Source organism: Empedobacter sp. UBA7494 (genome assembly GCF_002478465.1).
GTDB classification, from domain to species: Bacteria; Bacteroidota; Bacteroidia; order Flavobacteriales; family Weeksellaceae; genus Empedobacter; species Empedobacter falsenii_B.
On sequence record NZ_DLOC01000080.1, the window covers coordinates 1 to 21,844 of the forward strand.

Genomic DNA, 21,844 nt, shown 5'->3' on the forward strand with positions numbered 1-21,844 from the left:
TGCAGCCATAACTGGTTTGAAAACATTCAATTCGTAATGACCTTGAGTTCCTCCAATTGTAATCGCAACATCGTTACCCATAACTTGAGCAGCAACCATTGTTAAAGCCTCACATTGGGTAGGATTTACTTTACCTGGCATGATAGAAGATCCTGGCTCGTTTTCTGGAATGATAATTTCTCCAATACCTGAACGAGGTCCAGAAGCTAACATACGAACGTCATTCGCAATTTTGTTTAATGAAACAGCTAATTGTTTCAAAGCTCCGTGAGTTTCTACGATTGCATCGTGAGCAGCTAATGCTTCGAATTTATTTTCTGCTGTTACAAATGGATGTCCTGTAAATTCAGCAATGTATTTAGCAACTAAAACATCGTATCCTTCTGGCGTGTTAAGACCTGTACCTACAGCAGTTCCCCCTAAAGCAACTTCAGATAAATGTTCTAATGTATTTCTTAAAGCTTTTAAACCGTGGTTTAATTGAGCTACGTATCCAGAAATCTCTTGACCTAAAGTTAATGGCGTTGCATCCATTAAGTGTGTACGACCAATTTTTACAACTGATTTAAACTCTTCAGCTTTTTTAGCTAATGTATCACGTAATTGCTCAACACCTGGAATTGTTACTTCAACAACAGCTTTGTAAGCAGCAATGTGCATACCTGTTGGGTAAGTATCGTTAGAAGATTGAGATTTGTTCACGTCATCGTTTGCTTTCAAAACAGGTTCTCCTACTCCAATTTTACCTCCTGCTAATACTTGAGCACGATTAGCTATAACTTCGTTTACATTCATATTAGATTGAGTTCCTGAACCTGTTTGCCAAATTACTAAAGGAAATTGATCATCTAATTTTCCTGCTAAGATTTCGTCACATACAGCAGCAATAGCATCACGTTTTTCAACAGGTAAAACACCTAATTCAGCATTTGCATAAGCAGCAGCTTTCTTAAGATAAGCGAAACCTTCTACAATTTCGTGAGGCATAGAAGCCGCAGGACCAATTTTAAAGTTGTTACGAGAACGTTCTGTTTGAGCACCCCAATATTTATCTGCAGGAACTTTTACTTCCCCCATGGTATCTTTCTCAATTCTGTATTCCATTTTGGTATTTTTTATTATTTATATAATATTTACTTATCTCACAAATTTAAGAAATCGTTTGATGAAAGAAAAGTGATTAATGTTAGTATTTCTATAAATTTTATTTACTAAGTTTGTATCACATAAAAATAAAATCATGATTCAATTTTTAGGTTTCTTATTATTTTTAACAATCGCTTTATGCGGATTCTGGGGTATCATCTTTTTTGCAACGATGGCTATTTCTTGGATTCCATTTTGGGTTGCGAATTTAAGAAAAGAAAAAGCAGGAATAGTAACAGCAGAAGATCCTCGTCCGATTTTACCAAATCAAGAAGGAATCACAGTATTATTCAAAAAATAATAAGCTGTAAAAAAAATTAAAAGGAACTTGACGAAGTTCCTTTTTTTATTTATTCTACTTTCGAATCTGCTTCGTAATTTCCTTCCAAATAATTTTTCAAACTAATTCGGATAATTTCTGTCCAACCAGCTTCAAAACTTTCCCGTGAAAAATTCTTATCATCAGGCGGAAAAGTTTCAATTCCTTCATGAATCAACGTTAATTTTGTTTGTGGAACAATTTCATCTGTTAATTCATCCAAAATAAATGTAACAACAGAATTTCCTTCGTAGACAGGATATTTCCATGTATAAGCTAACAATTTAGTCGGTTCTACTTCTACTATTTTACAATGATGTAAATACGATCCGCCATAAAATTCAAACTCAAATCCAACTTCTGGAACAAACTTCTCAATATCAAAATACCATTTATCAAAAGCAGCTTTTGTTGTTAAGGCATTCCACACTTTATCAATTGAAACATCAAAAATTTCTACTATTTCTACAGGCTTTGCACTCATACTCTATTTTTTTATGATTTTGTTTAATTTACTAATTTTTTAATTATTATTTAAATTTAGCCCAAAATTTAATTGTTACATTTGCTATTGTAAAATTTTTAAAATGAAATTTAATAAGACTTTTTTAAGTGTTTTAGGATTATTTGCCGGTCTTTCGCTATATGCGCAACAAGAGGTTAGCCGTCCAAAACTAGTAGTTGGTATCGTTGTCGATCAAATGCGATGGGATTATTTATATCGTTACCAAGATAGATATTCTACAGGAGGTTTCAATCGTATGTTAAACGAAGGTTTTAGCAACGAAAATACCTATATTCCTTATATACCTACTTATACAGCTATCGGTCATAGCACTATTTATACAGGTTCTGTTCCCGCTATTCACGGAATTGCTGGGAACGATTTTATCATTCAAGCAACAGGGCAAGAAATGTATTGTACGCAAGATGATGCTGTAAATGGGGTTGGAACTTCATCAAAAGCAGGAAAAATGTCTCCAAAAAACTTGTTAACTTCTACAGTTACTGATCAATTAAAATTATCAACAAATTTCCGTTCAAAAGTATATGGAGTTTCTTTAAAAGATCGTGGAGGAATATTACCTGCAGGTCATTTTGCTGATGCTGCTTTTTGGTTTGATGGAGAATCTGGAAACTGGGTTTCGAGTACATTTTATATGAATGAGTTGCCAAAATGGTTACAAAAATTCAATGATAAAAAAGTTGCTGAAAAATATTTAGACAAATGGAACACACTTTATCCGATTGATACTTATGTACAAAGTGAAAAAGATGGAAATCCATATCGCGAAAATTATAAAGGATTAGATAAAATGCAATTTCCTTATGATTTGAAAGCGCTGAAAAAAGACAATGGTTTAGGTTTGATTCGTTCTACTCCTTTCGGAAATTCGTTGACAAAAGATATCGCAATCGAAATTATTGATAACGAAAAATTAGGTCAAAACGAGAAAGGAATTACAGATTTCTTAGCGGTTAGTTTCTCTTCTACTGATTATGTTGGACATCAATTTTCACCGAATACAATCGAAGCCGAAGATACTTATTTGCGTTTAGATAAAGATTTGGAACAATTATTTAGTCATTTAGACCAAAAAGTTGGAAAAGGACAATATTTAGTTTTCCTAACTGCTGATCATGGTGGAGCTCATAATCCAAAGTATTTCCAAGATAAAAAAGGTAATGCAGGATACTTTCCAACTGGAGAAGTAAAAAAAGCATTGAACGCTAAATTACAAGAGAAATTCAAATCTATTGATATTGTACGCTCATTGACAAATTATCAAGTTCATTTGAATTATCAAACAATCGAAAAAAATAAATTAGACGAAGAAGATATCAAAGAAGAAATCGTAAAATTTATGCAAAAAGTTGATGGCGTTTCTTTCGTAGCTGATATGGATAAAATTGGAGAAGCTTCTATTCCTACAATTATCAAAGAACGAATGGTTAACGGTTACAATCGTAAACGTAGCGGTGCTATTACTTATATTTTAGAACCACAATGGTACGGCGGAAAACAAAATGCTGGAGGAACAACACACGGAACTTGGGGGGCTTACGATGCTCACATTCCATTTGTTTTGATGGGTTGGGGTATAAAACATGGTAAAAATAATAACCGTGTTTATATGACAGATATCGCACCTACAGTTGCCGCTTTGCTACATATAGAAGAGCCAAACGGAAATATTGGCGAACCAGTTTCTGAAGTAACAAATCCAAAATAATCTTATAAAAGATAATTCTAAAAACGCAACTTAATTAGTTGCGTTTTTTTTTGTTTCTATAATTATTATTTACTCTATTTCAATTGTTTAAATTTTATAATTAAAGAAATTAACGATTAACATCTATAACATTATTTTGATAAATAATAAGCTCATATTATTGATAATGAGAAAAATATAAATAAGAGGGGGTAATGAGGGATTTGTTTTAAGAGGAAAATCAGCATTTTTCGTTGATTTGTAATAGAAGATAATTATACAAAATCATGAGAAATTATAGAACGTTATAATATTCCAAAAACAACATTGTATAAATGGATAATTTTTAATATTCTGCACAATATTACTGGAGCTTTAGCACAAAATTATCAGTTAAAGAAAAAATAAATAAGATAGATAAGAAAACGTAACCAAATATGGTTACGTTTTTTTACTTTTATAAGAAATAAATTAGAAATGACTTTCAATTCACCAATCATATCAACACAAGAATTACATGATAATTTACATCTTAAAAATTTAATTATTTTAGATTGTACGATTGATAAAGTCGGAAAATCAATAAAAGATCAAGAATTAAAATTAATTCCGAATTCTATTTTCTTTGATTTGGAAGGAAAATTTTCTGATCATTCTTCGCAATTTCCTCATACACTTGTTGATGAAGAAATTTTCACAAAAGAAGCTCAAAATTTGGGCATTAATCAAGATTCTATCATCGTTTGTTATGATCGTTGGGGCGTTTATTCGAGTCCGAGAGTTTGGTGGATGTTCAAAGCAATGGGATACAATGAAATATATGTTTTAGATGGCGGATTACCCGTTTGGATCGATAATAATTTTGTCACAACTTCTATTTATTTTCAATCTACTGTAAAAGGTAACTTTATTGCTGATTTTCAATTAAATTGGTTTGCTGATACACAAGTTATGTTAAATGCAATAAATGATGATTCTAAAATGATTCTAGATGCACGATCAGAAGGGCGTTTCAAGGGTACTTCTCCTGAGCCAAGACAAGGTTTACGAAGTGGACATATTCCAACTTCTAAGAATTTATTTTTTGAAAATGTTTTGGCTGATACAACATATAAATCAAAAGAAGAACTGAAAGCAATTTTCGAAAAATTGACAGATTCATCCAAAGAAAATATTTTTTCGTGCGGTTCTGGAATTACAGCTTCCATCCTAGCCTTAGCTTCGACAATTGCAGGTTTTAATAAGGTAAAAGTTTATGATGGTTCTTGGTCTGAATGGGGCGCTGAAGAAAATTTACCGATTGAGGAAAATTAATGTAAAAAAAGTCTGTAAGATATTTTTACTTATCTCCATTTATCCATCTCGAAACGGACTGAGAAAATGTTAGAATATAATCCTAAACCACTGTCTCCAAAGTTTGTCAAAGCATAATCAATCGAGATTCCTTTGTATTTGAAACCTACCCCAACATTTGGCTGAATTTGAGTTTTATCTTTTCCATCAAATTGCGAAATTTTCTGTAAATTATTCAATCCACCACGTACAAAAACCATGTCATCATAACCTAATTCAAGACCAACTTGCGGCGAAATCGAAAATCCTTTTCCAGAAATTGCGGCATTCGTTTGTTGAAATTCGATATTCATATCAACCTCTCCCAATAACGAAACTCGTTCATTAAAATCAAAACGTTTTCCAACTCCAAATTGCAATTTAGGCATTGTTAATTCGATATTCTCTCCAGGTAAATCATTCAAAATTGTTGGCTCACCTTCATTATTTGGTTCGTCAATCGTGATTTCTTTTACCTTTTGTTTATTGATACTCCACGCATTGAAAGTTGTTGTAATATCTCGTGCCATCAAACCAAAATACATTTTATTATCGGTACGATATTGCAAACCAAGATCAATTCCGAAACCAAATCCTTGCGCAAATTTCCCAATATGTCGATAAACGATTTTAGCATTTGCACCAAACTGAATATCTTTATTGTTGAATACATTCCCCGCATAAGACATCGTCAAAGCATAATCTGCTGTGGAAAATTTAGAGATTTTATCGTAATTAATATTTCCTTGATTATCAATTAATTCTGTCGTATTCAAAATGTCATCAACACCAAAACGTGTAAACGAAAATGCAATAGTAGAATTACTTTCTCTCAACGGAATTGCAACCACCGCATAATCAAATTTTGCAATCGACTGAAAATATTCAGCATGCATTGCTGCAGCTTCCCAATCATAGGTAATTTCCGTTAATCCAGCAGGATTCCAATAAGCCGCATTTGCATTTCCAATATTCGCCACAACCGCATTACCCATTGCAAACGAGCGCGCATCTGCACCAATATTCAAAAACTCGTTCGAATATTTGCGTGTGGTTTGAGAAAAAGCAAATTGACTTGCCAGAACAGATAATATAAGGAATGTTTTTTTCAAAATTGATGAATTACGAATATAAAAACTCAAAAATAGTGGTTTTATTGTGTCTAAAAAGGATTCACATTAATTTTTGTTTGTACTTTTGTGATGAAAAATTCATTTATGAAATTATTTACAATTCCAAATTTTCTAACACTACTTAATCTTTCGTGTGGTGTATTATCAGCCATTTTCATGATTTCGAGCAATGCTCAAATCACAACCACCACAGTTACAATTGTGATGGTTTTGATGTTGATTTCATTAGTTGCTGATTTTTTGGATGGAATGGTTGCACGATTAATGAATATTGGTAGCCCGATTGGAAAAGAATTGGATTCTTTGGCAGACTGTATTTCGTTTGGTGTTGTACCAGGATTGATGTTATTTTCGATGTTCAATCATTTTTCAACTGATTTTATTTATGAAAATGAGAATTTAAAAATTGCTGCAATTTCTTTATTTGCTTTTTTAGTTCCAGCTTTTTCGGCGTTACGTTTGGCAAAATTTAATTTAGATGAAGATCAAGCAACGTATTTCAAAGGTTTGGCAACACCATCAAATACCTTATTTATTTTCTCATTATTTTCTATCTATTACAATAATGGACAAATTATAAATCCATCTGTTGATCCGTATTTATTAATTGCCGTTTCTATTGTATTTAGTGTTTTATTAATTGTCGATTTACCATTATTTGCCTTAAAATTTAAAGGATTGAGTTGGGCAGAAAATTATTATAAATATATTTTCTTAATCATTACATTAGGTTTAGTGGCTTGGTTGCAAGTTGCTGCAATTCCGCTAATCATCTTATTGTACATCCTTATCTCAATCATTTTTAGAAAAGAAATTACAAAATGAAATTAACTAAAAATATCTGTTTCTTTGATTTAGAAACAACTGGAACTAATGTTTCAAAAGACCGTATTGTTGAAATCTCTATCGTGAAAGCTTTGACAGACGGTTCAAAAGAAGTAAAAACTTGGAAAGTTAATCCTGGAATTCCAATTCCACCAGAAACAACTTTAATCCACGGAATTTCTGACGAAGATGTTGCCGATGCGCCTTCTTTCAAAGAACTTGCCCCTGCGATTATGGAAATGATTAAAGATTCTGATTTGGCAGGATATAATTCAAATCGTTTTGATATTCCACTTTTAGCAGAAGAATTATTACGTAATGGTTTTGATTTTGATTTATCAAAACATCGTCCAATTGATGTGCAAGTGATTTATCATAAAATGGAACCTCGCAATTTAAGCGCTGCTTATAAGTATTATTGCGATAAAGATTTGATTGATGCACATTCTGCGGAAGCTGATACAATTGCGACTTACGAAGTTTTGATGGCGCAAATCGAGAAATATGACGAGCTTGAAAATGACAATAAATTTTTGAGCGAATTTTCTTCTCAACGCAAAACGGCTGATTTAGCTGGATTTATTCAGTACAATGATAAAGACCAAGAAATTATTTCGTTTGGCAAGTATAAAGGACAAGTTGTGACGGATATCTTTGCGAAAGATCCAGGTTATTATGCGTGGATTCAGAATGCTGATTTTCCTTTATATACAAAGAAAGTTTTTACACGAATCAAATTACAAAACGGTTTTTAAGCGATGAAAATTATTTGTGTCGGACGAAATTACGTCGAACATGCAAAGGAATTAAATAATCCAATTCCAGAATCTCCAATGTTTTTCATGAAACCGGATTCTGCAATTTTGCGAAAAGGTTTTCCTTTTGTAATTCCAAGTTTTACAAAAGAAGTTCATTTTGAAACGGAAATTGTAATTAAAATTGATCGAGTTGGAAAAATGATTCAGCCTCAATTTGCAGATCGTTATTTTTCAGAAATAGGTTTAGGAATTGATTTTACAGCACGCGATGTACAGCAAGAATTAAAAGAAAAACGTTTTCCTTGGGAAATTGCGAAAGCTTTTGATGGTTCTGCATTTGCTTCGGATTTCTATGCAAAAGAAAATTTTGATTTAGATAATTTAGCGTTCAAATTAGATCGAAATGGAGAAAACGTACAAACTGGAAATTCAAAAGATATGATTTTTCATATCAACACGTTGATTGCGGAATGTTCCAAATATTTTACCTTGAAAAAAGGCGATTTAATTTTTACAGGAACGCCAGCAGGAGTTTCTAAAATCAATTCAAAAGATACGTTAGAAGGTTATTTGAATGATGAAAAAGTATTCGAAATAAAAGTGTTGTAATTCATACAATTATATAAACAACAATTTAAAAGAGCGAAATTTCGCTCTTTTATTATTTATACCACTACCTTTAATCAGAAATAAAATTAAGAATGGAAGACTATCTAAAAATAGAAGAAAAACTACAAAATGATTTTAATATATTGAAATCTAAAAAGAATAAAATCAGCAATATCAGACTTGTTGCATTTATTATTTCAATTGTATTATTCTTGCTTTATGTTACGTCGAGCAACAATTTGTATTTGATTATTTCTTCTATTTTATTTATTGTTTTCATCGTTTTAGTAGTTAAAACTTCTAAAATTTCTTCGCAACTCAATTATTCAATTCAAGCATTAGAAATTATTAATCAAATAAAAACGGATGATTCTATCGATCAATTTGTTGAAGATAATTCTCAATTCAATAATGTTTACAACAAAGATTTAGATATTCTAGAAGGAAATTCAATCTTCAATCGAATCAATAAAACGCAAACTCGAATTGGAAATTTACAGTTGAAACATTTTTTATCGAATTTGATTTTAGACAAATCAGAAATTATTGATAGACAAAATGCATTTACAGAATTGGCTGAAAAAAGAAATTGGATTGTGACATTTTTGACATTTACAAAGCGATTAAACATGAATCAATTTTCAATTTTTGTGTTCGAAAATCGTGTATTCAATACTGATTCAATAAAATTATTTCCACTCATCTTTTCTGTTCTGAATATTTTGTGTTTTATCGCTTTAGCAATTATTGGTTTTCCGAAAGAAATTGTTTTTTATTGGATTTTAGGTGCAGTCATTGTTTCGAATGCAATTTACATGTTTTATAAGCAACAACTAAGACGAATTGTGGCTTATACGACAATGAAAGCAGATGAATTGGATAATTTATATGAAGTTTTTCGACATATAGAAAATGAAAATTTTGAATCAAAACTAAATGTAGAAATTCAAAATACATTTGTAAATCCTTTCAAATCATCGGATTTAATCAAGACAATTTCTTCAACAAAAGAAACTTTAGATGCAGCAAATTTCCCGATTGTCGGATTTGTGTTGAATACATTTTTCTTGTGGCGTTTACATTATTCGATCAAATTTGAAAATGAAATTCAAAAAACGGTTCATCAAATCAAACCTTGGTTAGATGAATTGGCTAAATTAGAGGCTTTTGTGTCGTTTGCTTTGTTTAATGATAAATACAAAATGTTTACGTATCCAGAAATTGTTGAAGAACCTTATGAATTAAAAATTACGAATGGTTTTCATCCTTTATTAGATGAAAAAACAGTTATAAAAAATGATTTTGAAACAAATCGTCCAAACAATATTGCGATTATTACAGGGGCAAATATGGCTGGAAAAAGTACATTTTTAAGAACAGTTGGAACAAATTTGGTTTTAGCGATGAACGGCGCAAAAGTGAGTGCAGAAAAAATGTCGTTTTACCCAATGGATTTATTTACAAGTATCAGAACGGTTGATAATTTGTCTTCTGGCGATTCTTATTTCAAAAATGAAATTAATAAATTGAAAATTTTGATTGAACGTTTAGAAAATGATCAACCACAAATCATCATTTTAGATGAGATTTTAAAAGGAACAAATTCAGAAGATAAACTAATTGGTTCACAAAAATTTTTAGAAAAATTGATTAAATCTCCCACAAAATTGATTGGTTTTATCGCTACTCACGATTTAGAATTAACGAAAATGGAAGGTGAAAACCGGGATCATATTATTAATTATTGTTTCGAATTAAAAAATGTGGACAACAATTATTATTCAGATTATAAATTAAGAAAAGGCACAACCAAAATGATGAATGCCATTTTCTTAATGAAACAATTTAAGATTATTGATTAATCTTAAATTGTTAATTCAAATTCTTTAATAAAATTTGCATCAATCGTATTAAAATCATCTACAATACAATCTGCTTTTGAAATATCTTGTTGTTTCGAATTTGCACTTTTGTAACCTAAACAATACAAATTCGCACGGAAAGCCGCTTCCACTCCATTTTTACTATCTTCGATAACTATACATTCAGCATGTTTAGATTTAGCCAAATCAGCTGCATGTAGAAAAATAGCAGGATCTGGTTTTGACTTCGGAAAGTTTTCGCCAGAAACTTTATGCGTAAAATATTGATTCAACTCAAAACGATTAAAAACTCGATCAATTGTCGATTTTGAAGCCGAGGACGCCAAAATCAGTTCGATTCCATTACTGTAAAAATCTTTAATCAAACTCTCAACCCCGTCAATCAAATACAAATCAGGTTTTGTGTCAAAAGCTTCATTAAAGATGGTACGTTTTCTCAAAACCAAATCGTTCACTTCTTCTTTCAGATCAAATTTATCTTTCAGAATTTGATAAACATTCTTTGTCGATTGTCCTGTAAATGTAGCAAATAATTCTTCCGTAACTGGAATATTCAGTTCTTTATAATGTTCGAAATAAGCATATTTATGTACTGGTTCTGTATCGACGATTACGCCGTCCATATCGAAAATTACAGTTTTAATCATTATTGTTTTGTTTCTACAAAATTAACTTTTTTAAGAGAATAATGTAAAAGTTTAAACTTTAGAATGATTTTAAATTAGTCAAATATCTTACTCATACAAAGCAATATATATAATTATTATTCGATTAAAAATGTTAAAACTTAACATTAAGATAACATTTGCACGCTTTTTGTAAAATAGATGGTATAACAAAGTTAAAAACTGAAAATTTAATAAAAATGAAAAAAGTATTATTAGTTGCTGTAATGGCATTAGGAATTTCTCAAGTAAATGCTCAAAACTATAAAAATGCTTTAGGTGTTGTTGTAGATTTAGGAGATGGAGAAACATTAGTAGGTCCACAATTCAAACACTCTTTTGATGGTAAAAACGCTGGTAATGTACAGGTGATGTTTGGAGATCATGTTACTGTTTTAGGTGCAGATTATACATATAATCAACCTTTTTCTGGTACAAATGGCTTAGGATGGTATGTAGGGGTTGGACCTCAATTAACTTTTGTAGATAAAGGATATTATGAAGATAAAACAATATTTGGTATTCGTCCACAAGCAGGTTTAGAATATAAAATTCCATCTGCTCCTTTGGCTTTACATTTTGATTGGAAGCCTGATTGGAGATTATCAAATGATTCAGATTTTGAAGCTGGTCGTTTTTCTTTAGGATTTAAATATACATTTAACTAATCTAAAGTTAGAAATAATATGAGCCACTCGTTTTGAGTGGCTTTTTTTTATAAGTAAAATCATAAAACATTGGCTTAAATTAATTTTATTCCTATAAATTAATCGCTATTTTTGAAAGATTTTGGATTTTATCTAAGACCAATTATAGATTAGCACTATTATTTGATTATTCAAGATATAATTCCGAATTTTAACTTAGTATTAGATTTAATAACATTTATAGAAGATGAAACAATTAATTGGGACAGGAGTTGCTTTGGTTACGCCTTTTCAACAAAATGGTACCGTAGATTATGCTGCATTAGAAAATTTAGTAAACTATAGTATCGATGGCGGTGTTGAGTATTTAGTTATTTTGGGAACTACTGCAGAAGCAGCAACACTTACAAAGGATGAAAAGAAACAGGTAATTGAAACAATAAAGAAGGCGAATGCTAATCGTGTTCCGATGGTTTTGGGTATTGGAGGTAACAATACGGCAGAAGTTATTAATGAATATCAAGAAACAGATTTGAGTGATTATATCGCAGTTCTTACAGTTTCTCCTTATTATAATAAACCAAATCAAGAAGGAATTTACCAACATTATAAAGCGATTGCAGAAAGTACAGATGCTAACATCATTTTGTATAATGTTCCTGGTAGAACGGGTTCTAATATCTCAGCAGATACAACAATTCGTTTGGCAAATGAATTCAAAAATATTGTTGCGATTAAAGAAGCTTCACCAGATTTCTTACAATCAACAGATATTATTCGTAAAAACACACGCGAAGATTTCAATATTATTTCTGGTGATGATGAATTCGCAGTTCCAATGACTTTAGCTGGAGGTTCTGGTGTTATTTCTGTTATTGGACAAGGTGTTCCAACTGTTTTTACAGATATGATTCGCAAAGCAATCAACAAAGAAGTTGTTGCTGCTTACGAAGGTCATTACAAAGTTGTAGAAATTACACGTGCTATCTTCGAGGAAGGAAATCCTTGCGGAATAAAAGCTGTTTTAGATAACAAAGGCATTTGTAAACCATTTACAAGATTACCTTTAGTTCCTGCAACCGCTAACTTGACAACAAAAATTAACCAATTATTATCAAACATTTAAAAAAATAAAGCTATGATAAAAGATACAATATTAGACGCATTAAACAAACAAATCAAATTAGAAGGAGATTCTTCTCAATTATATCTAGCTATGGCTTCTTGGGCAGAAGTGAAAGGTTTGGAAGGAACTGCAAATTTCTTGTACTCGCATGCAGACGAAGAACGTATGCATATGTTAAAATTAATTAAATTTATTAACGAAAGAGGCGGAAAAGCGTTTGTTCCACAAATTGAAGAACCAAAACAAGATTTCACAACATTGAAAGAAGTTTTTACTGCAATTTTAAACCACGAATGCTTTGTTTCTGAATCAATTAACGACATTGTAGGCTTAACATTAGAAGAAAGAGACTATTCAACTCACAATTTCTTGCAATGGTATGTTTCTGAGCAAATTGAGGAAGAAAAATTAGCCAGAAATATCTTAGATAAGTTAGAAATGATTGGATCTGACAAAGGAGGTTTATATCTATTTGATCGTGATATAGTTACATTAAGCTCAGTAACAACATTGGAATAAATCAAAACTTTGAGATTTTATTAAGAGGATAAGAAAAAAATATTTTATACTTTAGTCCTCAAATTTTATTAAATTTGCAGAATGTTTAAAAAACTAAGCTTAGTAGTTTTAATTGGCGCTTCTTTAGTGTCTTGTAACAAGACCTATAACAAAGCGATGAAAAGTACGGATAAAGACGAAATCTTTACATTGGCTACACAATTGTATCAAGATGGTAAATATGATTTGGCAAACGAATTGTATGAAAAAATTTCTACATCATTTGTAGGAACAGAAAAATCTGCGGACATTGCCTATAATATGGCACAAGGTAACTTTAACGAAAAAAGTTTCCGTTTAGCAGGACATCAATTCAAAAGCTTTGCAGGAGCTTATCCTATAGATAGCCGCGCAGAAGAAGCTTTGTTCAAATCGGCATTTTCTTATTACAAAGATTCGCCAAAATATGACTTGGATCAAACAAGTACATATACAGCAATCAGTGAGTTACAAGGGTTTATCAATTCGTATCCAGAATCAGCACACGTTGCAGAAGCGAATAATTATATTACAGAACTTAGACAAAAATTAGAATTAAAGTCTTTCGAAATTTCTAAAGTTTATTACAAAACAATGAAATACAAGGCTGCTGGAGTTTCTTTTGACAATATGGTTGATGAATATCCTGATTCTAAATTTCGTGAAGAAGCAATGATGTATTCATTACGTTCTAAAACAGAATTGGCATTAAATTTCTCTCGTATCGAAAACAAAGATTTACGTTTACAAGATGCCAGAACGCAATATCTTTTGTTAACAAGATATTATCCGCAAACAAAATTTAAAGCAGAAGCTGATAAATTGATGGAGAAAATCGACAAAGATATGGTTGAGACTAAAAAACAATTAGCTGATATAGAAGTAGCTAAAAAGAAATTTGAAGCTGATCAAGCTGAATTAAGCAAAGAGCAAAATAATAAATAATAGTAAAATATATAAAATTCTTTCATTATGAATTTCAAGGATATCGGTGCAGCACCAACAACACAAACTTATGATCGTAATAAAATCGATGAGAAAACAGGAAACTTATACGAATCGATTGTAATTATGGGTAAAAGAGCAGAACAAATCAACCAAGAAATGAAAACTGAATTAATTCAGAAATTGGATGAGTTTGCTGCACATACAGATTCTTTAGAAGAAGTTTTTGAAAATAGAGAGCAAATCGAAGTTTCAAAATTCTACGAAAGATTACCTAAACCGACTTCTATTGCGGTTAAGGAATGGTTAGACAATGACGTATATTACAGAAATCCAAATGAGGATAAATAATGTCTGTTTTACATAGTAAAAAAATTCTTTTGGCAGTTTCTGCCGGAATAGCGGCCTACAAAGCCGCTTTTCTTGTTAGAGGGCTAATCAAAAAAGGAGCTGATGTTAAAGTTATTATGACGCCAGAAGCTCAAAACTTCGTTACTCCACTTACACTTTCCACACTTTCTAAAAATCCTGTCGAATGGGAATTTTTCGGTGATAAAGGGGATTGGAATAATCATGTGGAATATGCTCTTTGGGCAGATTATATGATTATTGCACCTTGCACAGCAAATACGTTGTCACATATGGCAGATGGAACATGTGATAATTTAGTTCTAGCAACTTATCTTTCGGCTAAATGTCCTGTATATTTTGCTCCAGCAATGGATTTGGATATGTACAAACATCCATCAACTTTAGAAAATATTGCTAAATTAGAATCTTTCGGAAATATTTGTATTCCTGCTGAAGCTGGAGAATTAGCAAGTGGATTAATTGGAGAAGGTAGAATGGCTGAACCTGAAAACATTATTGCGTTTTTGGAAAGTACAATCGAAGCTACTCTCCCACTTCACGGAAAAAAAGTAGTAGTTTCTGCTGGTCCTACATACGAAAACTTAGATCCTGTTCGTTTTATAGGTAATTATTCTTCGGGAAAAATGGGATTCGAGATAGCAAAAGCTGCTGCTAATTTGGGTGCAAAAGTTACCTTGGTTAGTGGTCCAAGTCACGAGTCTGTTACAGGTTTTCCTATCGATCGAATAAATGTTGTTTCTGCTCGTGATATGTACGAAGCGATGCACGCTAATTTTGCTGATGCTGATGCTGTGGTAATGTCAGCGGCTGTTGCAGATTATCGTCCAAAAAAAATGGCTGAGCATAAAATTAAGAAAGAAAACGATGATAATTTAATTATCGAATTGGTGAAAAATCCTGATATTCTAAAATCGTTAGGCGAAATCAAAACACATCAATTATTGGTTGGTTTTGCATTAGAGACGAATAACGAAGAAGAATATGCAAAGAAAAAATTAGCCAAAAAGAATCTTGATTTTATTGTTCTTAATTCGATGCAAGATAAAGAAGCTGGTTTTCAGAAGAATACAAACAAAATTACAATTATTGATAAAGATTTATCGATGCAACAATTTGATGCAAAATCAAAAACAGATGTTGCAAAAGATATTTTGAATGTCATTTTAAATAAGTTATAAAATTTATTATGAAGAAATTAGCCTCAATTTTCTTTTCGTCGTGTTTAGCTATTTCGGCTTTCTCGCAAAATATTATTGCAGATGTAAAAGTCGATTATTCTCAGGTTCAGGGATCTAATACACAGGTTTATCAAACTTTAGAAAGATCATTAAAAACGTTTATTAATTCAACAAAATGGACAAATGATCGTTTAAAAACATACGAAAGAATTGAAGCTAGTTTCGTCATCAATGTAACGGAACGTGAGGGAAACAGAATGAAAGGTACTATTTTGGTACAATCTCGTCGTCCTGTTTTTAACTCAACGTACTATACGCCTGTTCTTAATTTATCTGACGATAATTTTACGTTTCAATACCAAGAATCTGAAGAATTAATTTTCAATGATCGTAAATTCAGTGGAAAAAATTTGACAGATGTATTGACGTATTACATTTATTTAGTTTTGGGATATGATGCAGATACATTTGCGAAAGAAGGCGGAACAGAGTATTTCAAAATGGCGAAGAAAATTGCAGATTTCGGTCAAGCGAACAATAATTTCTCTGGTTGGAGCGAATTAGATGGAATAAAATCGCGTACCGCCTTAATTAACAATATTTTAAAATCGGATAATTCTACACTTCGAAATATCATCTATCAATATCATAGAAACGGCTTAGACATTATGTCTGAGAACGAAGTTCGTGGTAAAAATGCTATTGGAAATACTCTATTGCAGTTAGAATTTTACCAAAGAGGAAATTATTCTCAATTTTATCCTTTAGAACTTTTCTTAACAGCAAAAAATAGCGAAATTAGTCAAGTATTTTCAGGCGGACAGGTTTCTACGGTGAATATCGAGAAACTGAAAGGAATTTTAAATTCAATCGCGCCAAAATACAACGACAATTATTGGAATAAATTGAAAAAGTAAATGTTAAAAACTCTTCGCGTTAATAATTTCGCCATTATCGATCAATTGGAGATTGATTTTCATCAAGGTATGACCACAATTACCGGTGAAACTGGTGCTGGAAAATCGATTTTGTTAGGTGCTTTAAAATTAGTTTTAGGCGAACGTGCCGATTTAAAAGCCTTGAAAAATGTTGATGAAAAATGTATTATCGAAGCTGTTTTTGAGATTAAAAATCTTGAATTAAATGATTTTTTCGAAGAGAATGATTTAGATTATGAAGACGAATCTATTTTGAGAAGAGAATTATTACCTTCTGGAAAATCGCGTGCTTTTATCAATGACACACCTGTTAAAGTCTCTATTTTACAGGAATTATCAGAATTATTGATTGATATTCATTCTCAATTTAATACCCCTAAAATCTTTGAAGCTGATTTTCAACTTTCGATGTTGGATATTTACGGAGAAAACAAAGACTTATTGAAAGAATATAGGAAAGATTTTAACCACTATATTTCAACAAAGAAAAAGATAAAAGATGCTCAAAATTCGTTAGAAAATCAATCGCAAGATTTAGAATATAAATTGCATTTGTGGGAAGAATTGAACAATGCTTCGCTAAAAAATGAGGAATTAGAACAATTGGAAATCGAGATAAAATCTTTATCAAATGTAGAAGAAATTATTTCGATTTTGAATGAAACTTATCAATTTTTGGAGCATCCTGAAATGGGAATAATTTCTCAATTGAATGAAGCAAGCAATAAATTGAATAAAATTTCGGATTATAATTCGCAATACAATTTGATTTACGAGCGATTGATTTCATCAAAAATAGAATTGCAAGATATTTCGGGTGAAATGAGTAGTTTGATAGATTCGACTGAAATTAATCCTGAAAGATTACAAGAAATTACTGATCGTTACGATTTGATTCATAAATTATTGCGTAAACATAATGTGATTTCTGTTGAAGAATTAATTGCTAAACGTGACGAATTAGAAAGTCAAACTTCTGGTTTTGATAATTTGAGTGATTTAATTATTCACTTAAATAAAGAATTGAATTCTATTTCAGAAAAACTTGAAAAACAATCAATTAAAATTAGAAAAAATAGATTTTCTTCTATCGAAATTATCCGAAAAAATATCTTGAATACGTTGTCACAATTGGGAATGGAAAATTCTCAATTAACCATTCAATTAAACGAAACAGCAGATTTTACAGCAACTGGAAAAGATGAAGTTTTGTTTCTATTCTCAGCAAATAAAGGAATGGAACCTCGTATTTTTGAGAAATCTGTTTCTGGTGGAGAACGTTCTCGATTGATGTTAGCGATTAAAAAATTATTGGCAACTCATCAACATTTGCCTACATTAATTTTAGATGAAATAGATACAGGAATTTCTGGAAAAGTTGCGAATGAAACAGGAAAAGTAATGCAAACAATGGCAGAAAATATGCAGCTTTTAGTGATTACGCATTTGCCACAAGTCGCTTCAAAAGGAAATTATCAGCTAAAAGTTTACAAAGGAGTCGTAAACGAAACAACGCAAACAAACGTGACAGAACTTTCTCAACAACAACGCTTAGAAGAAATTGCACAAATGATTTCTGGTTCAGAATTGACAGATGCAGCAATCAATCAAGCAAAAGAATTAATGAATTTGAATTAAAATTCTTAAATTATATAAAATCAAAAAAGCTCGAGAATTTTCTCGAGCTTTTGTTTTGTATAATTAATTCTGAAATTATTTCGTTAATCTTTCCAACGAATATTCAATCATTGCATCAACTGCTTTGTAAGAATCGGCACTAAATTCACCTAAAATTCTATTCGCAACAATTGCATTTATTGATAACGCTTCGTGTCCCATCATCGCTGATAATCCATAAATTGCAGAAGTTTCCATCTCGAAATTAGAGATTCTTAAACCTTCATAATTAAAACTTGTTAAACGCTCATTAATATCGGCTGGATTTGGTTGCAATCTCAAATAACGACCTTGAGGTCCGTAAAAACCACAAGCTGTAGCCGTTATTCCTTGAATTGTTTTTTCAGAAGCCAATTTATCTAACAACAAATCAGATCCTTTTACTAAATATGGACGCGCTTTTTTCGGCGACCAATCAACATGTTTGATAAAAGCATCTTCTGCCTCTTTATTCATCACCGCTTCACTCCCAACATAATAATGCAAAAGTCCATCTAAACCTAAACCATGAGAAGCAATAACGAAACTATCAACAGGAATATCCGCTTGCAAAGCTCCAGAAGTTCCCATACGAACAAATGATAATTTTCTGAAATCTTTTTTGATCTCTCCAGTTTCTAAATCGATGTTAGCCAAAGCGTCTAACTCAGATAAAACAATATCAATATTATCCGTTCCCATACCAGTCGAAATAACTGTTAAACGTTTACCATTCAACGTTCCTGTATGCGTTACAATTTCTCTTTTGCTTGCTGTGTGCTCGATTGTATCAAAATGTCTTGAAACTTTTTCGACACGATTTGGATCACCAACAGTTATAATAGTATCTGCTAAATGCTCTGGTCTTATATTACAATGGTAAACACTTCCGTCTGCATTTAAAACTAATTCTGATGCTGCTTTACTCATGATTTTATAATTAAAAATAAGAGAACAATATACAATTTTTATCAGTAATAATTGTAAAGAAATTATTAACCACCTACTCTTTTCACTTTAAACCCTTTATCTTTCAGGAAAGCCATAATCTTGTCGCGATAATCTCCTTGAATGATGATTTGTTCGTCTTTAAAACTCCCTCCAACACCCAAAAATTGCTTAATTTCTTTTGCTAAAAGTTTGAAATCTTCTGTTTCTCCTTCGTAACCTTCTATAATTGTATTTATTTTCCCTTTTCGTTTCTCAAACTTACAAATCAATGGTTCTTTCTGAATCCATAACTCATGTTGTTCTTCATTTGATACTTCTTCTGGCTCAGGTATATGATCAGGAAAAAGATTTTTTAATTGATCTTGTAAATCCATAGTATTTAATGTAATCCTTGTAATATATGGCGTTCTAAATTAGAATTCGTCCATTTGTACCATTATAATTACAAAGATAAAATTTTTATTGCAGTTGTTTTATAAACCAATTTGGAACTTTATCCGAAACTATTTCAAGTTCATTTCTCTTAACTTGTGCAAATAATCTCATTTCTTGAGTTGAATTATCAAAAATATAGCCTTTATCTACAATTTTTAAAGCTGGAAATAAATTCATTAAAGTAGAATGATATCGTTTAATCACCTTTTCATCTGGTACAGCGTGACCACCTTTTTCTACTCTATTTTCAATTCGAGAAATATTAATCAAAGGATCTTCAATACAGACAAAATACATATATGTTTTGAAACCACGATTTTTAGCATCCACTATTTCATCAATTTTAGAAGGATGACTCATTACCGTTTCAAATGAATAAGATTTACCTTTAATCAATAAGTGTTTTCGAATAAATGAAGTAAAAAAGACGCTTCGTAACTATGTGTAGATTTAGATTTATCAACCAAAACATTATTTCGAAACTGCACATCAATTGCTTTTCCTTCGTTATTTGCTTTTTCGAATAATGAAACTGAAGCAGGTTCAGTTTTAAAATCTTCAAAATCTTTTTCGGTAAGTTTTAGTTCATATCGATCCAAATCAATAAAACCTTTTAAAGAAATTTCTTTCTCAATCAAATCTGAATTAATAAAATATCCAGCATTAAATTTTGATGAGATTGAATCGAATAAAGTAGACTTTCCAGATCCATTTGGACCAGCAAAAACGCGTAAACGTTTTATTTTAGACATAATTTAGCTCCTTTTTTCAATTCAGCTGGAACTTTTATTCGATCTATTGTTTTAATCACCTTAATTTCTCCATTAGGTTTTCTCTCGATGATTCGATTTCCTTGAACATATTGAACTGATAAATCTAATGCTTCTGAAACTCTAATTGCAGCTTGCGATGCAGATTTAGCTAAACGATTTAACGCTCCTGCTTCTTCTAATTTTAGTATATCTGATTCTTTGTTCATAATAATAGAAATTAAATTAACAATAATTATTCATCAATAAATATACGCAAATTTAGTGAAACCATTGTAATAATAAAAGCTTGACTTCATTCAAAAGCCTAATCTTTTGAATCTAAATTATATAACTTTTATTAATGTTATTTGATTAATTTATTCCTAACAGATTAACAATAATCGATATTCATCTTTATTTTCTTTCGGCGCGCGATGTACACAAGGCAAAACTTTTTGTTCTGGATGATCAACTGCCAATCGCCAAAGATCCCCTAATCCTAAATTAATTGGGTCTACACCTGGACGAATTAGATAATGCAAATCAAAGAAATATTCCTTCAAAAAATCTTCAAAACCATCAATGTGTCCATCATATAATTCGAATAGTTTTTCTCTAATTTCTGGAATCAAAATTTTTTGTTCCACATCTTCATTTGCTACAATATCACTGGAAGCGCCATAGTAAGTGCACAAAAAAGTATCCGTAGGAATTGGCGAACGATCAACGTGAAATGAATAAACATCTGTCGAAATAAAATCAAATTCAGTATCGCGTTCGTAACATTTCAGTAAGTTTAAAGTTGGCGAAGCGCCAAAATCAGTTAATTGTTGTAAATCATTGATCAAAATATTTCTCGCTTTAATTCCTTCATTAGATAAATCTAAATCATTCAAATCATCAATAGAAATAACAGTAATATCATCTTTTAAAATCAATTGCTTCACAATTTCCTCAAAATCACCTTCTAAATTTCGCCGCCAATTTATCGCATTATTTTTCCCAGAAAAAGCTGTATGTACAAGTTCATCAAACGAAGAAACGACAAGAACTTGTTGTTGATTAGAATTATTTTGAGTAATCATATAGCTGCAAAATTACTATTTATCAAAAAATAATTCAGCCTAAAAATTAAATTATTCCGAATGTAAATTCTCCGTTGCAAAAGTTGTATTTTTACCAAAGATTAAAAGACAATGGAAAAAGAAATTATCACCAAAACATTTACATATAAAGGCCACACCAAAACTTTTAGTGCAGAAGTGCAACCTTTACCACCTTTCAACCCAGAAACGATGGATCGCGTGAAATATGAAGAAACCAAAGAAGCACATTATATGCTTGCCGAAGCGGAAGTTTATAACCAGAAAACAGAATGGTTTTTTAAAATTGAACAAGAATTGCAAAAATAATGAAACGACACT

General features: G+C 31.2%; 26 protein-coding genes. 16 read left to right on the top strand and 10 right to left on the bottom strand.

What is annotated here, in order from left to right:
- Nucleotides 1-1,104: class II fumarate hydratase (locus B4E95_RS09580; protein ID WP_291091335.1), on the bottom strand; the 1,104-nt coding region annotated here is incomplete at its 3' end.
- Nucleotides 1,105-1,240: 136 nt separating this feature from the next.
- On the opposite strand from B4E95_RS09580, the gene B4E95_RS09585 reads away from it, so the two are divergent.
- Nucleotides 1,241-1,447: a hypothetical protein gene (locus tag B4E95_RS09585; RefSeq protein ID WP_038334195.1), complete on the top strand. Its 207-nt coding sequence runs from the start codon at nucleotides 1,241-1,243 to the stop codon at nucleotides 1,445-1,447.
- Nucleotides 1,448-1,496: 49 nt separating this feature from the next.
- Here B4E95_RS09585 and B4E95_RS09590 read toward each other — a convergent pair whose 3' ends face one another.
- On the bottom strand, nucleotides 1,497-1,949 hold the full coding sequence (locus tag B4E95_RS09590) for an SRPBCC family protein (RefSeq protein ID WP_291091337.1): 453 nt from the start codon (nucleotides 1,947-1,949) through the stop codon (nucleotides 1,497-1,499).
- Nucleotides 1,950-2,052: 103 nt separating this feature from the next.
- Here B4E95_RS09590 and pafA point away from each other — a divergent pair, with 103 nt between their 5' ends.
- Together pafA and B4E95_RS09600 are read left to right on the top strand one after the other, a co-directional pair.
- On the top strand, nucleotides 2,053-3,699 hold the full coding sequence (gene pafA, locus B4E95_RS09595; protein WP_291091339.1) for an alkaline phosphatase PafA: 1,647 nt from the start codon (nucleotides 2,053-2,055) through the stop codon (nucleotides 3,697-3,699).
- Nucleotides 3,700-4,155: 456 nt separating this feature from the next.
- Entirely contained in the window at nucleotides 4,156-4,992 is an 837-nt protein-coding gene (locus B4E95_RS09600) for a sulfurtransferase (RefSeq protein ID WP_221854472.1), read from the top strand.
- 29 nt (nucleotides 4,993-5,021) lie between these two features.
- Here B4E95_RS09600 and B4E95_RS09605 read toward each other — a convergent pair whose 3' ends face one another.
- On the bottom strand, nucleotides 5,022-6,122 hold the full coding sequence (locus B4E95_RS09605) for a PorV/PorQ family protein (protein WP_291091341.1): 1,101 nt from the start codon (nucleotides 6,120-6,122) through the stop codon (nucleotides 5,022-5,024).
- 105 nt (nucleotides 6,123-6,227) lie between these two features.
- Between B4E95_RS09605 and B4E95_RS09610 the strand changes: the two genes are divergently transcribed.
- From B4E95_RS09610 to B4E95_RS09625, 4 genes are all read left to right on the top strand, one after another.
- Complete coding sequence (locus B4E95_RS09610; protein WP_260509556.1) at nucleotides 6,228-6,968, top strand: CDP-alcohol phosphatidyltransferase family protein; 741 nt, start codon at nucleotides 6,228-6,230, stop codon at nucleotides 6,966-6,968.
- Complete coding sequence (locus B4E95_RS09615; RefSeq protein WP_038334216.1) at nucleotides 6,965-7,723, top strand: 3'-5' exonuclease; 759 nt, start codon at nucleotides 6,965-6,967, stop codon at nucleotides 7,721-7,723. The genes B4E95_RS09610 and B4E95_RS09615 overlap by 4 nt, the downstream gene beginning before the upstream one ends.
- A gap of 3 nt (nucleotides 7,724-7,726) precedes the next feature.
- Nucleotides 7,727-8,335, top strand: a complete 609-nt coding sequence (locus B4E95_RS09620; protein ID WP_291062544.1) for a fumarylacetoacetate hydrolase family protein — start codon at nucleotides 7,727-7,729, stop codon at nucleotides 8,333-8,335.
- A gap of 92 nt (nucleotides 8,336-8,427) precedes the next feature.
- Nucleotides 8,428-10,197 carry a MutS-related protein gene (locus B4E95_RS09625; protein ID WP_291091344.1) on the top strand — a complete coding sequence of 590 codons (1,770 nt, stop codon included), beginning with the start codon at nucleotides 8,428-8,430 and terminating at the stop codon, nucleotides 10,195-10,197.
- Between the two features lie 2 nt (nucleotides 10,198-10,199).
- Here the strand turns inward: B4E95_RS09625 and B4E95_RS09630 are convergent, their stop codons facing one another.
- A complete protein-coding gene (locus tag B4E95_RS09630; protein ID WP_291062548.1) occupies nucleotides 10,200-10,865 on the bottom strand; it encodes an HAD family hydrolase in 666 nt (221 codons plus the stop codon).
- A 218-nt stretch (nucleotides 10,866-11,083) separates the two neighbouring features.
- On the opposite strand from B4E95_RS09630, the gene B4E95_RS09635 reads away from it, so the two are divergent.
- The 8 genes from B4E95_RS09635 (at nucleotide 11,084) to recN (ending at nucleotide 18,264) form a co-directional block, all read left to right on the top strand.
- Entirely contained in the window at nucleotides 11,084-11,551 is a 468-nt protein-coding gene (locus B4E95_RS09635; RefSeq protein ID WP_038334238.1) for a hypothetical protein, read from the top strand.
- Between the two features lie 226 nt (nucleotides 11,552-11,777).
- Nucleotides 11,778-12,656 carry a 4-hydroxy-tetrahydrodipicolinate synthase gene (dapA, locus tag B4E95_RS09640; protein ID WP_291091347.1) on the top strand — a complete coding sequence of 293 codons (879 nt, stop codon included), beginning with the start codon at nucleotides 11,778-11,780 and terminating at the stop codon, nucleotides 12,654-12,656.
- A 12-nt stretch (nucleotides 12,657-12,668) separates the two neighbouring features.
- Entirely contained in the window at nucleotides 12,669-13,175 is a 507-nt protein-coding gene (locus tag B4E95_RS09645) for a ferritin (RefSeq protein WP_291062550.1), read from the top strand.
- An 81-nt stretch (nucleotides 13,176-13,256) separates the two neighbouring features.
- On the top strand, nucleotides 13,257-14,138 hold the full coding sequence (locus B4E95_RS09650; protein WP_291074479.1) for an outer membrane protein assembly factor BamD: 882 nt from the start codon (nucleotides 13,257-13,259) through the stop codon (nucleotides 14,136-14,138).
- A gap of 27 nt (nucleotides 14,139-14,165) precedes the next feature.
- Nucleotides 14,166-14,489 (top strand): DNA-directed RNA polymerase subunit omega, encoded by a 324-nt coding sequence (locus B4E95_RS09655; RefSeq protein ID WP_019973784.1) that lies wholly within the window; start codon nucleotides 14,166-14,168, stop codon nucleotides 14,487-14,489.
- The gene (gene coaBC / locus B4E95_RS09660) at nucleotides 14,489-15,688 is read left to right on the top strand and encodes a bifunctional phosphopantothenoylcysteine decarboxylase/phosphopantothenate--cysteine ligase CoaBC (RefSeq protein ID WP_280035658.1); all 1,200 of its coding nucleotides are present in this window, start codon (nucleotides 14,489-14,491) and stop codon (nucleotides 15,686-15,688) included. The genes B4E95_RS09655 and coaBC overlap by 1 nt, the downstream gene beginning before the upstream one ends.
- Before the next feature lie 8 nt (nucleotides 15,689-15,696).
- Nucleotides 15,697-16,605 (top strand): DUF4835 family protein, encoded by a 909-nt coding sequence (locus tag B4E95_RS09665; protein ID WP_115000576.1) that lies wholly within the window; start codon nucleotides 15,697-15,699, stop codon nucleotides 16,603-16,605.
- The gene (gene recN / locus B4E95_RS09670; RefSeq protein WP_291091349.1) at nucleotides 16,606-18,264 is read left to right on the top strand and encodes a DNA repair protein RecN; all 1,659 of its coding nucleotides are present in this window, start codon (nucleotides 16,606-16,608) and stop codon (nucleotides 18,262-18,264) included. It begins immediately after the preceding gene.
- Nucleotides 18,265-18,339: 75 nt separating this feature from the next.
- Here recN and B4E95_RS09675 read toward each other — a convergent pair whose 3' ends face one another.
- From B4E95_RS09675 to B4E95_RS09700, 6 genes are all read right to left on the bottom strand, one after another.
- The gene (locus tag B4E95_RS09675) at nucleotides 18,340-19,212 is read right to left on the bottom strand and encodes a nucleoside phosphorylase (protein WP_291091351.1); all 873 of its coding nucleotides are present in this window, start codon (nucleotides 19,210-19,212) and stop codon (nucleotides 18,340-18,342) included.
- 65 nt (nucleotides 19,213-19,277) lie between these two features.
- Complete coding sequence (locus B4E95_RS09680) at nucleotides 19,278-19,607, bottom strand: translation initiation factor (protein WP_115002063.1); 330 nt, start codon at nucleotides 19,605-19,607, stop codon at nucleotides 19,278-19,280.
- 85 nt (nucleotides 19,608-19,692) lie between these two features.
- On the bottom strand, nucleotides 19,693-20,064 hold the full coding sequence (locus tag B4E95_RS09685) for a hypothetical protein (protein ID WP_291091353.1): 372 nt from the start codon (nucleotides 20,062-20,064) through the stop codon (nucleotides 19,693-19,695).
- The gene (locus B4E95_RS09690) at nucleotides 20,061-20,420 is read right to left on the bottom strand and encodes a hypothetical protein (RefSeq protein ID WP_291091354.1); all 360 of its coding nucleotides are present in this window, start codon (nucleotides 20,418-20,420) and stop codon (nucleotides 20,061-20,063) included. Before B4E95_RS09690 ends, B4E95_RS09685 begins: the two co-directional genes overlap by 4 nt.
- Nucleotides 20,408-20,647, bottom strand: a complete 240-nt coding sequence (locus B4E95_RS09695) for a hypothetical protein (protein ID WP_038334320.1) — start codon at nucleotides 20,645-20,647, stop codon at nucleotides 20,408-20,410. Before B4E95_RS09695 ends, B4E95_RS09690 begins: the two co-directional genes overlap by 13 nt.
- Nucleotides 20,648-20,803: 156 nt before the next feature.
- Complete coding sequence (locus B4E95_RS09700) at nucleotides 20,804-21,505, bottom strand: DUF1826 domain-containing protein (RefSeq protein WP_291091355.1); 702 nt, start codon at nucleotides 21,503-21,505, stop codon at nucleotides 20,804-20,806.
- 111 nt (nucleotides 21,506-21,616) lie between these two features.
- Here B4E95_RS09700 and B4E95_RS09705 point away from each other — a divergent pair, with 111 nt between their 5' ends.
- Nucleotides 21,617-21,832, top strand: coding sequence for a hypothetical protein (locus tag B4E95_RS09705; RefSeq protein ID WP_038334324.1), 216 nt, complete (start codon nucleotides 21,617-21,619; stop codon nucleotides 21,830-21,832).
- Nucleotides 21,833-21,844: the final 12 nt, after the last annotated feature.

Coding starts and splice junctions, on each gene's coding strand:
- dapA (WP_291091347.1), top strand. CDS start 11,778: ATGAAACAATTAATTGGGACAGGAGTTGCTTTGGTTACGCCTTTTCAA.
- B4E95_RS09610 (WP_260509556.1), top strand. CDS start 6,228: ATGAAATTATTTACAATTCCAAATTTTCTAACACTACTTAATCTTTCG.
- B4E95_RS09635 (WP_038334238.1), top strand. CDS start 11,084: ATGAAAAAAGTATTATTAGTTGCTGTAATGGCATTAGGAATTTCTCAA.
- B4E95_RS09655 (WP_019973784.1), top strand. CDS start 14,166: ATGAATTTCAAGGATATCGGTGCAGCACCAACAACACAAACTTATGAT.
- B4E95_RS09590 (WP_291091337.1), bottom strand. CDS start 1,949: ATGAGTGCAAAGCCTGTAGAAATAGTAGAAATTTTTGATGTTTCAATT.
- B4E95_RS09695 (WP_038334320.1), bottom strand. CDS start 20,647: ATGAACAAAGAATCAGATATACTAAAATTAGAAGAAGCAGGAGCGTTA.
- B4E95_RS09615 (WP_038334216.1), top strand. CDS start 6,965: ATGAAATTAACTAAAAATATCTGTTTCTTTGATTTAGAAACAACTGGA.
- B4E95_RS09630 (WP_291062548.1), bottom strand. CDS start 10,865: ATGATTAAAACTGTAATTTTCGATATGGACGGCGTAATCGTCGATACA.
- B4E95_RS09645 (WP_291062550.1), top strand. CDS start 12,669: ATGATAAAAGATACAATATTAGACGCATTAAACAAACAAATCAAATTA.
- B4E95_RS09620 (WP_291062544.1), top strand. CDS start 7,727: ATGAAAATTATTTGTGTCGGACGAAATTACGTCGAACATGCAAAGGAA.
- B4E95_RS09650 (WP_291074479.1), top strand. CDS start 13,257: ATGTTTAAAAAACTAAGCTTAGTAGTTTTAATTGGCGCTTCTTTAGTG.
- B4E95_RS09700 (WP_291091355.1), bottom strand. CDS start 21,505: ATGATTACTCAAAATAATTCTAATCAACAACAAGTTCTTGTCGTTTCT.
- B4E95_RS09690 (WP_291091354.1), bottom strand. CDS start 20,420: ATGTCTAAAATAAAACGTTTACGCGTTTTTGCTGGTCCAAATGGATCT.
- recN (WP_291091349.1), top strand. CDS start 16,606: ATGTTAAAAACTCTTCGCGTTAATAATTTCGCCATTATCGATCAATTG.
- pafA (WP_291091339.1), top strand. CDS start 2,053: ATGAAATTTAATAAGACTTTTTTAAGTGTTTTAGGATTATTTGCCGGT.
- B4E95_RS09675 (WP_291091351.1), bottom strand. CDS start 19,212: ATGAGTAAAGCAGCATCAGAATTAGTTTTAAATGCAGACGGAAGTGTT.
- coaBC (WP_280035658.1), top strand. CDS start 14,489: ATGTCTGTTTTACATAGTAAAAAAATTCTTTTGGCAGTTTCTGCCGGA.
- B4E95_RS09705 (WP_038334324.1), top strand. CDS start 21,617: ATGGAAAAAGAAATTATCACCAAAACATTTACATATAAAGGCCACACC.
- B4E95_RS09680 (WP_115002063.1), bottom strand. CDS start 19,607: ATGGATTTACAAGATCAATTAAAAAATCTTTTTCCTGATCATATACCT.
- B4E95_RS09585 (WP_038334195.1), top strand. CDS start 1,241: ATGATTCAATTTTTAGGTTTCTTATTATTTTTAACAATCGCTTTATGC.
- B4E95_RS09665 (WP_115000576.1), top strand. CDS start 15,697: ATGAAGAAATTAGCCTCAATTTTCTTTTCGTCGTGTTTAGCTATTTCG.
- B4E95_RS09625 (WP_291091344.1), top strand. CDS start 8,428: ATGGAAGACTATCTAAAAATAGAAGAAAAACTACAAAATGATTTTAAT.
- B4E95_RS09600 (WP_221854472.1), top strand. CDS start 4,156: ATGACTTTCAATTCACCAATCATATCAACACAAGAATTACATGATAAT.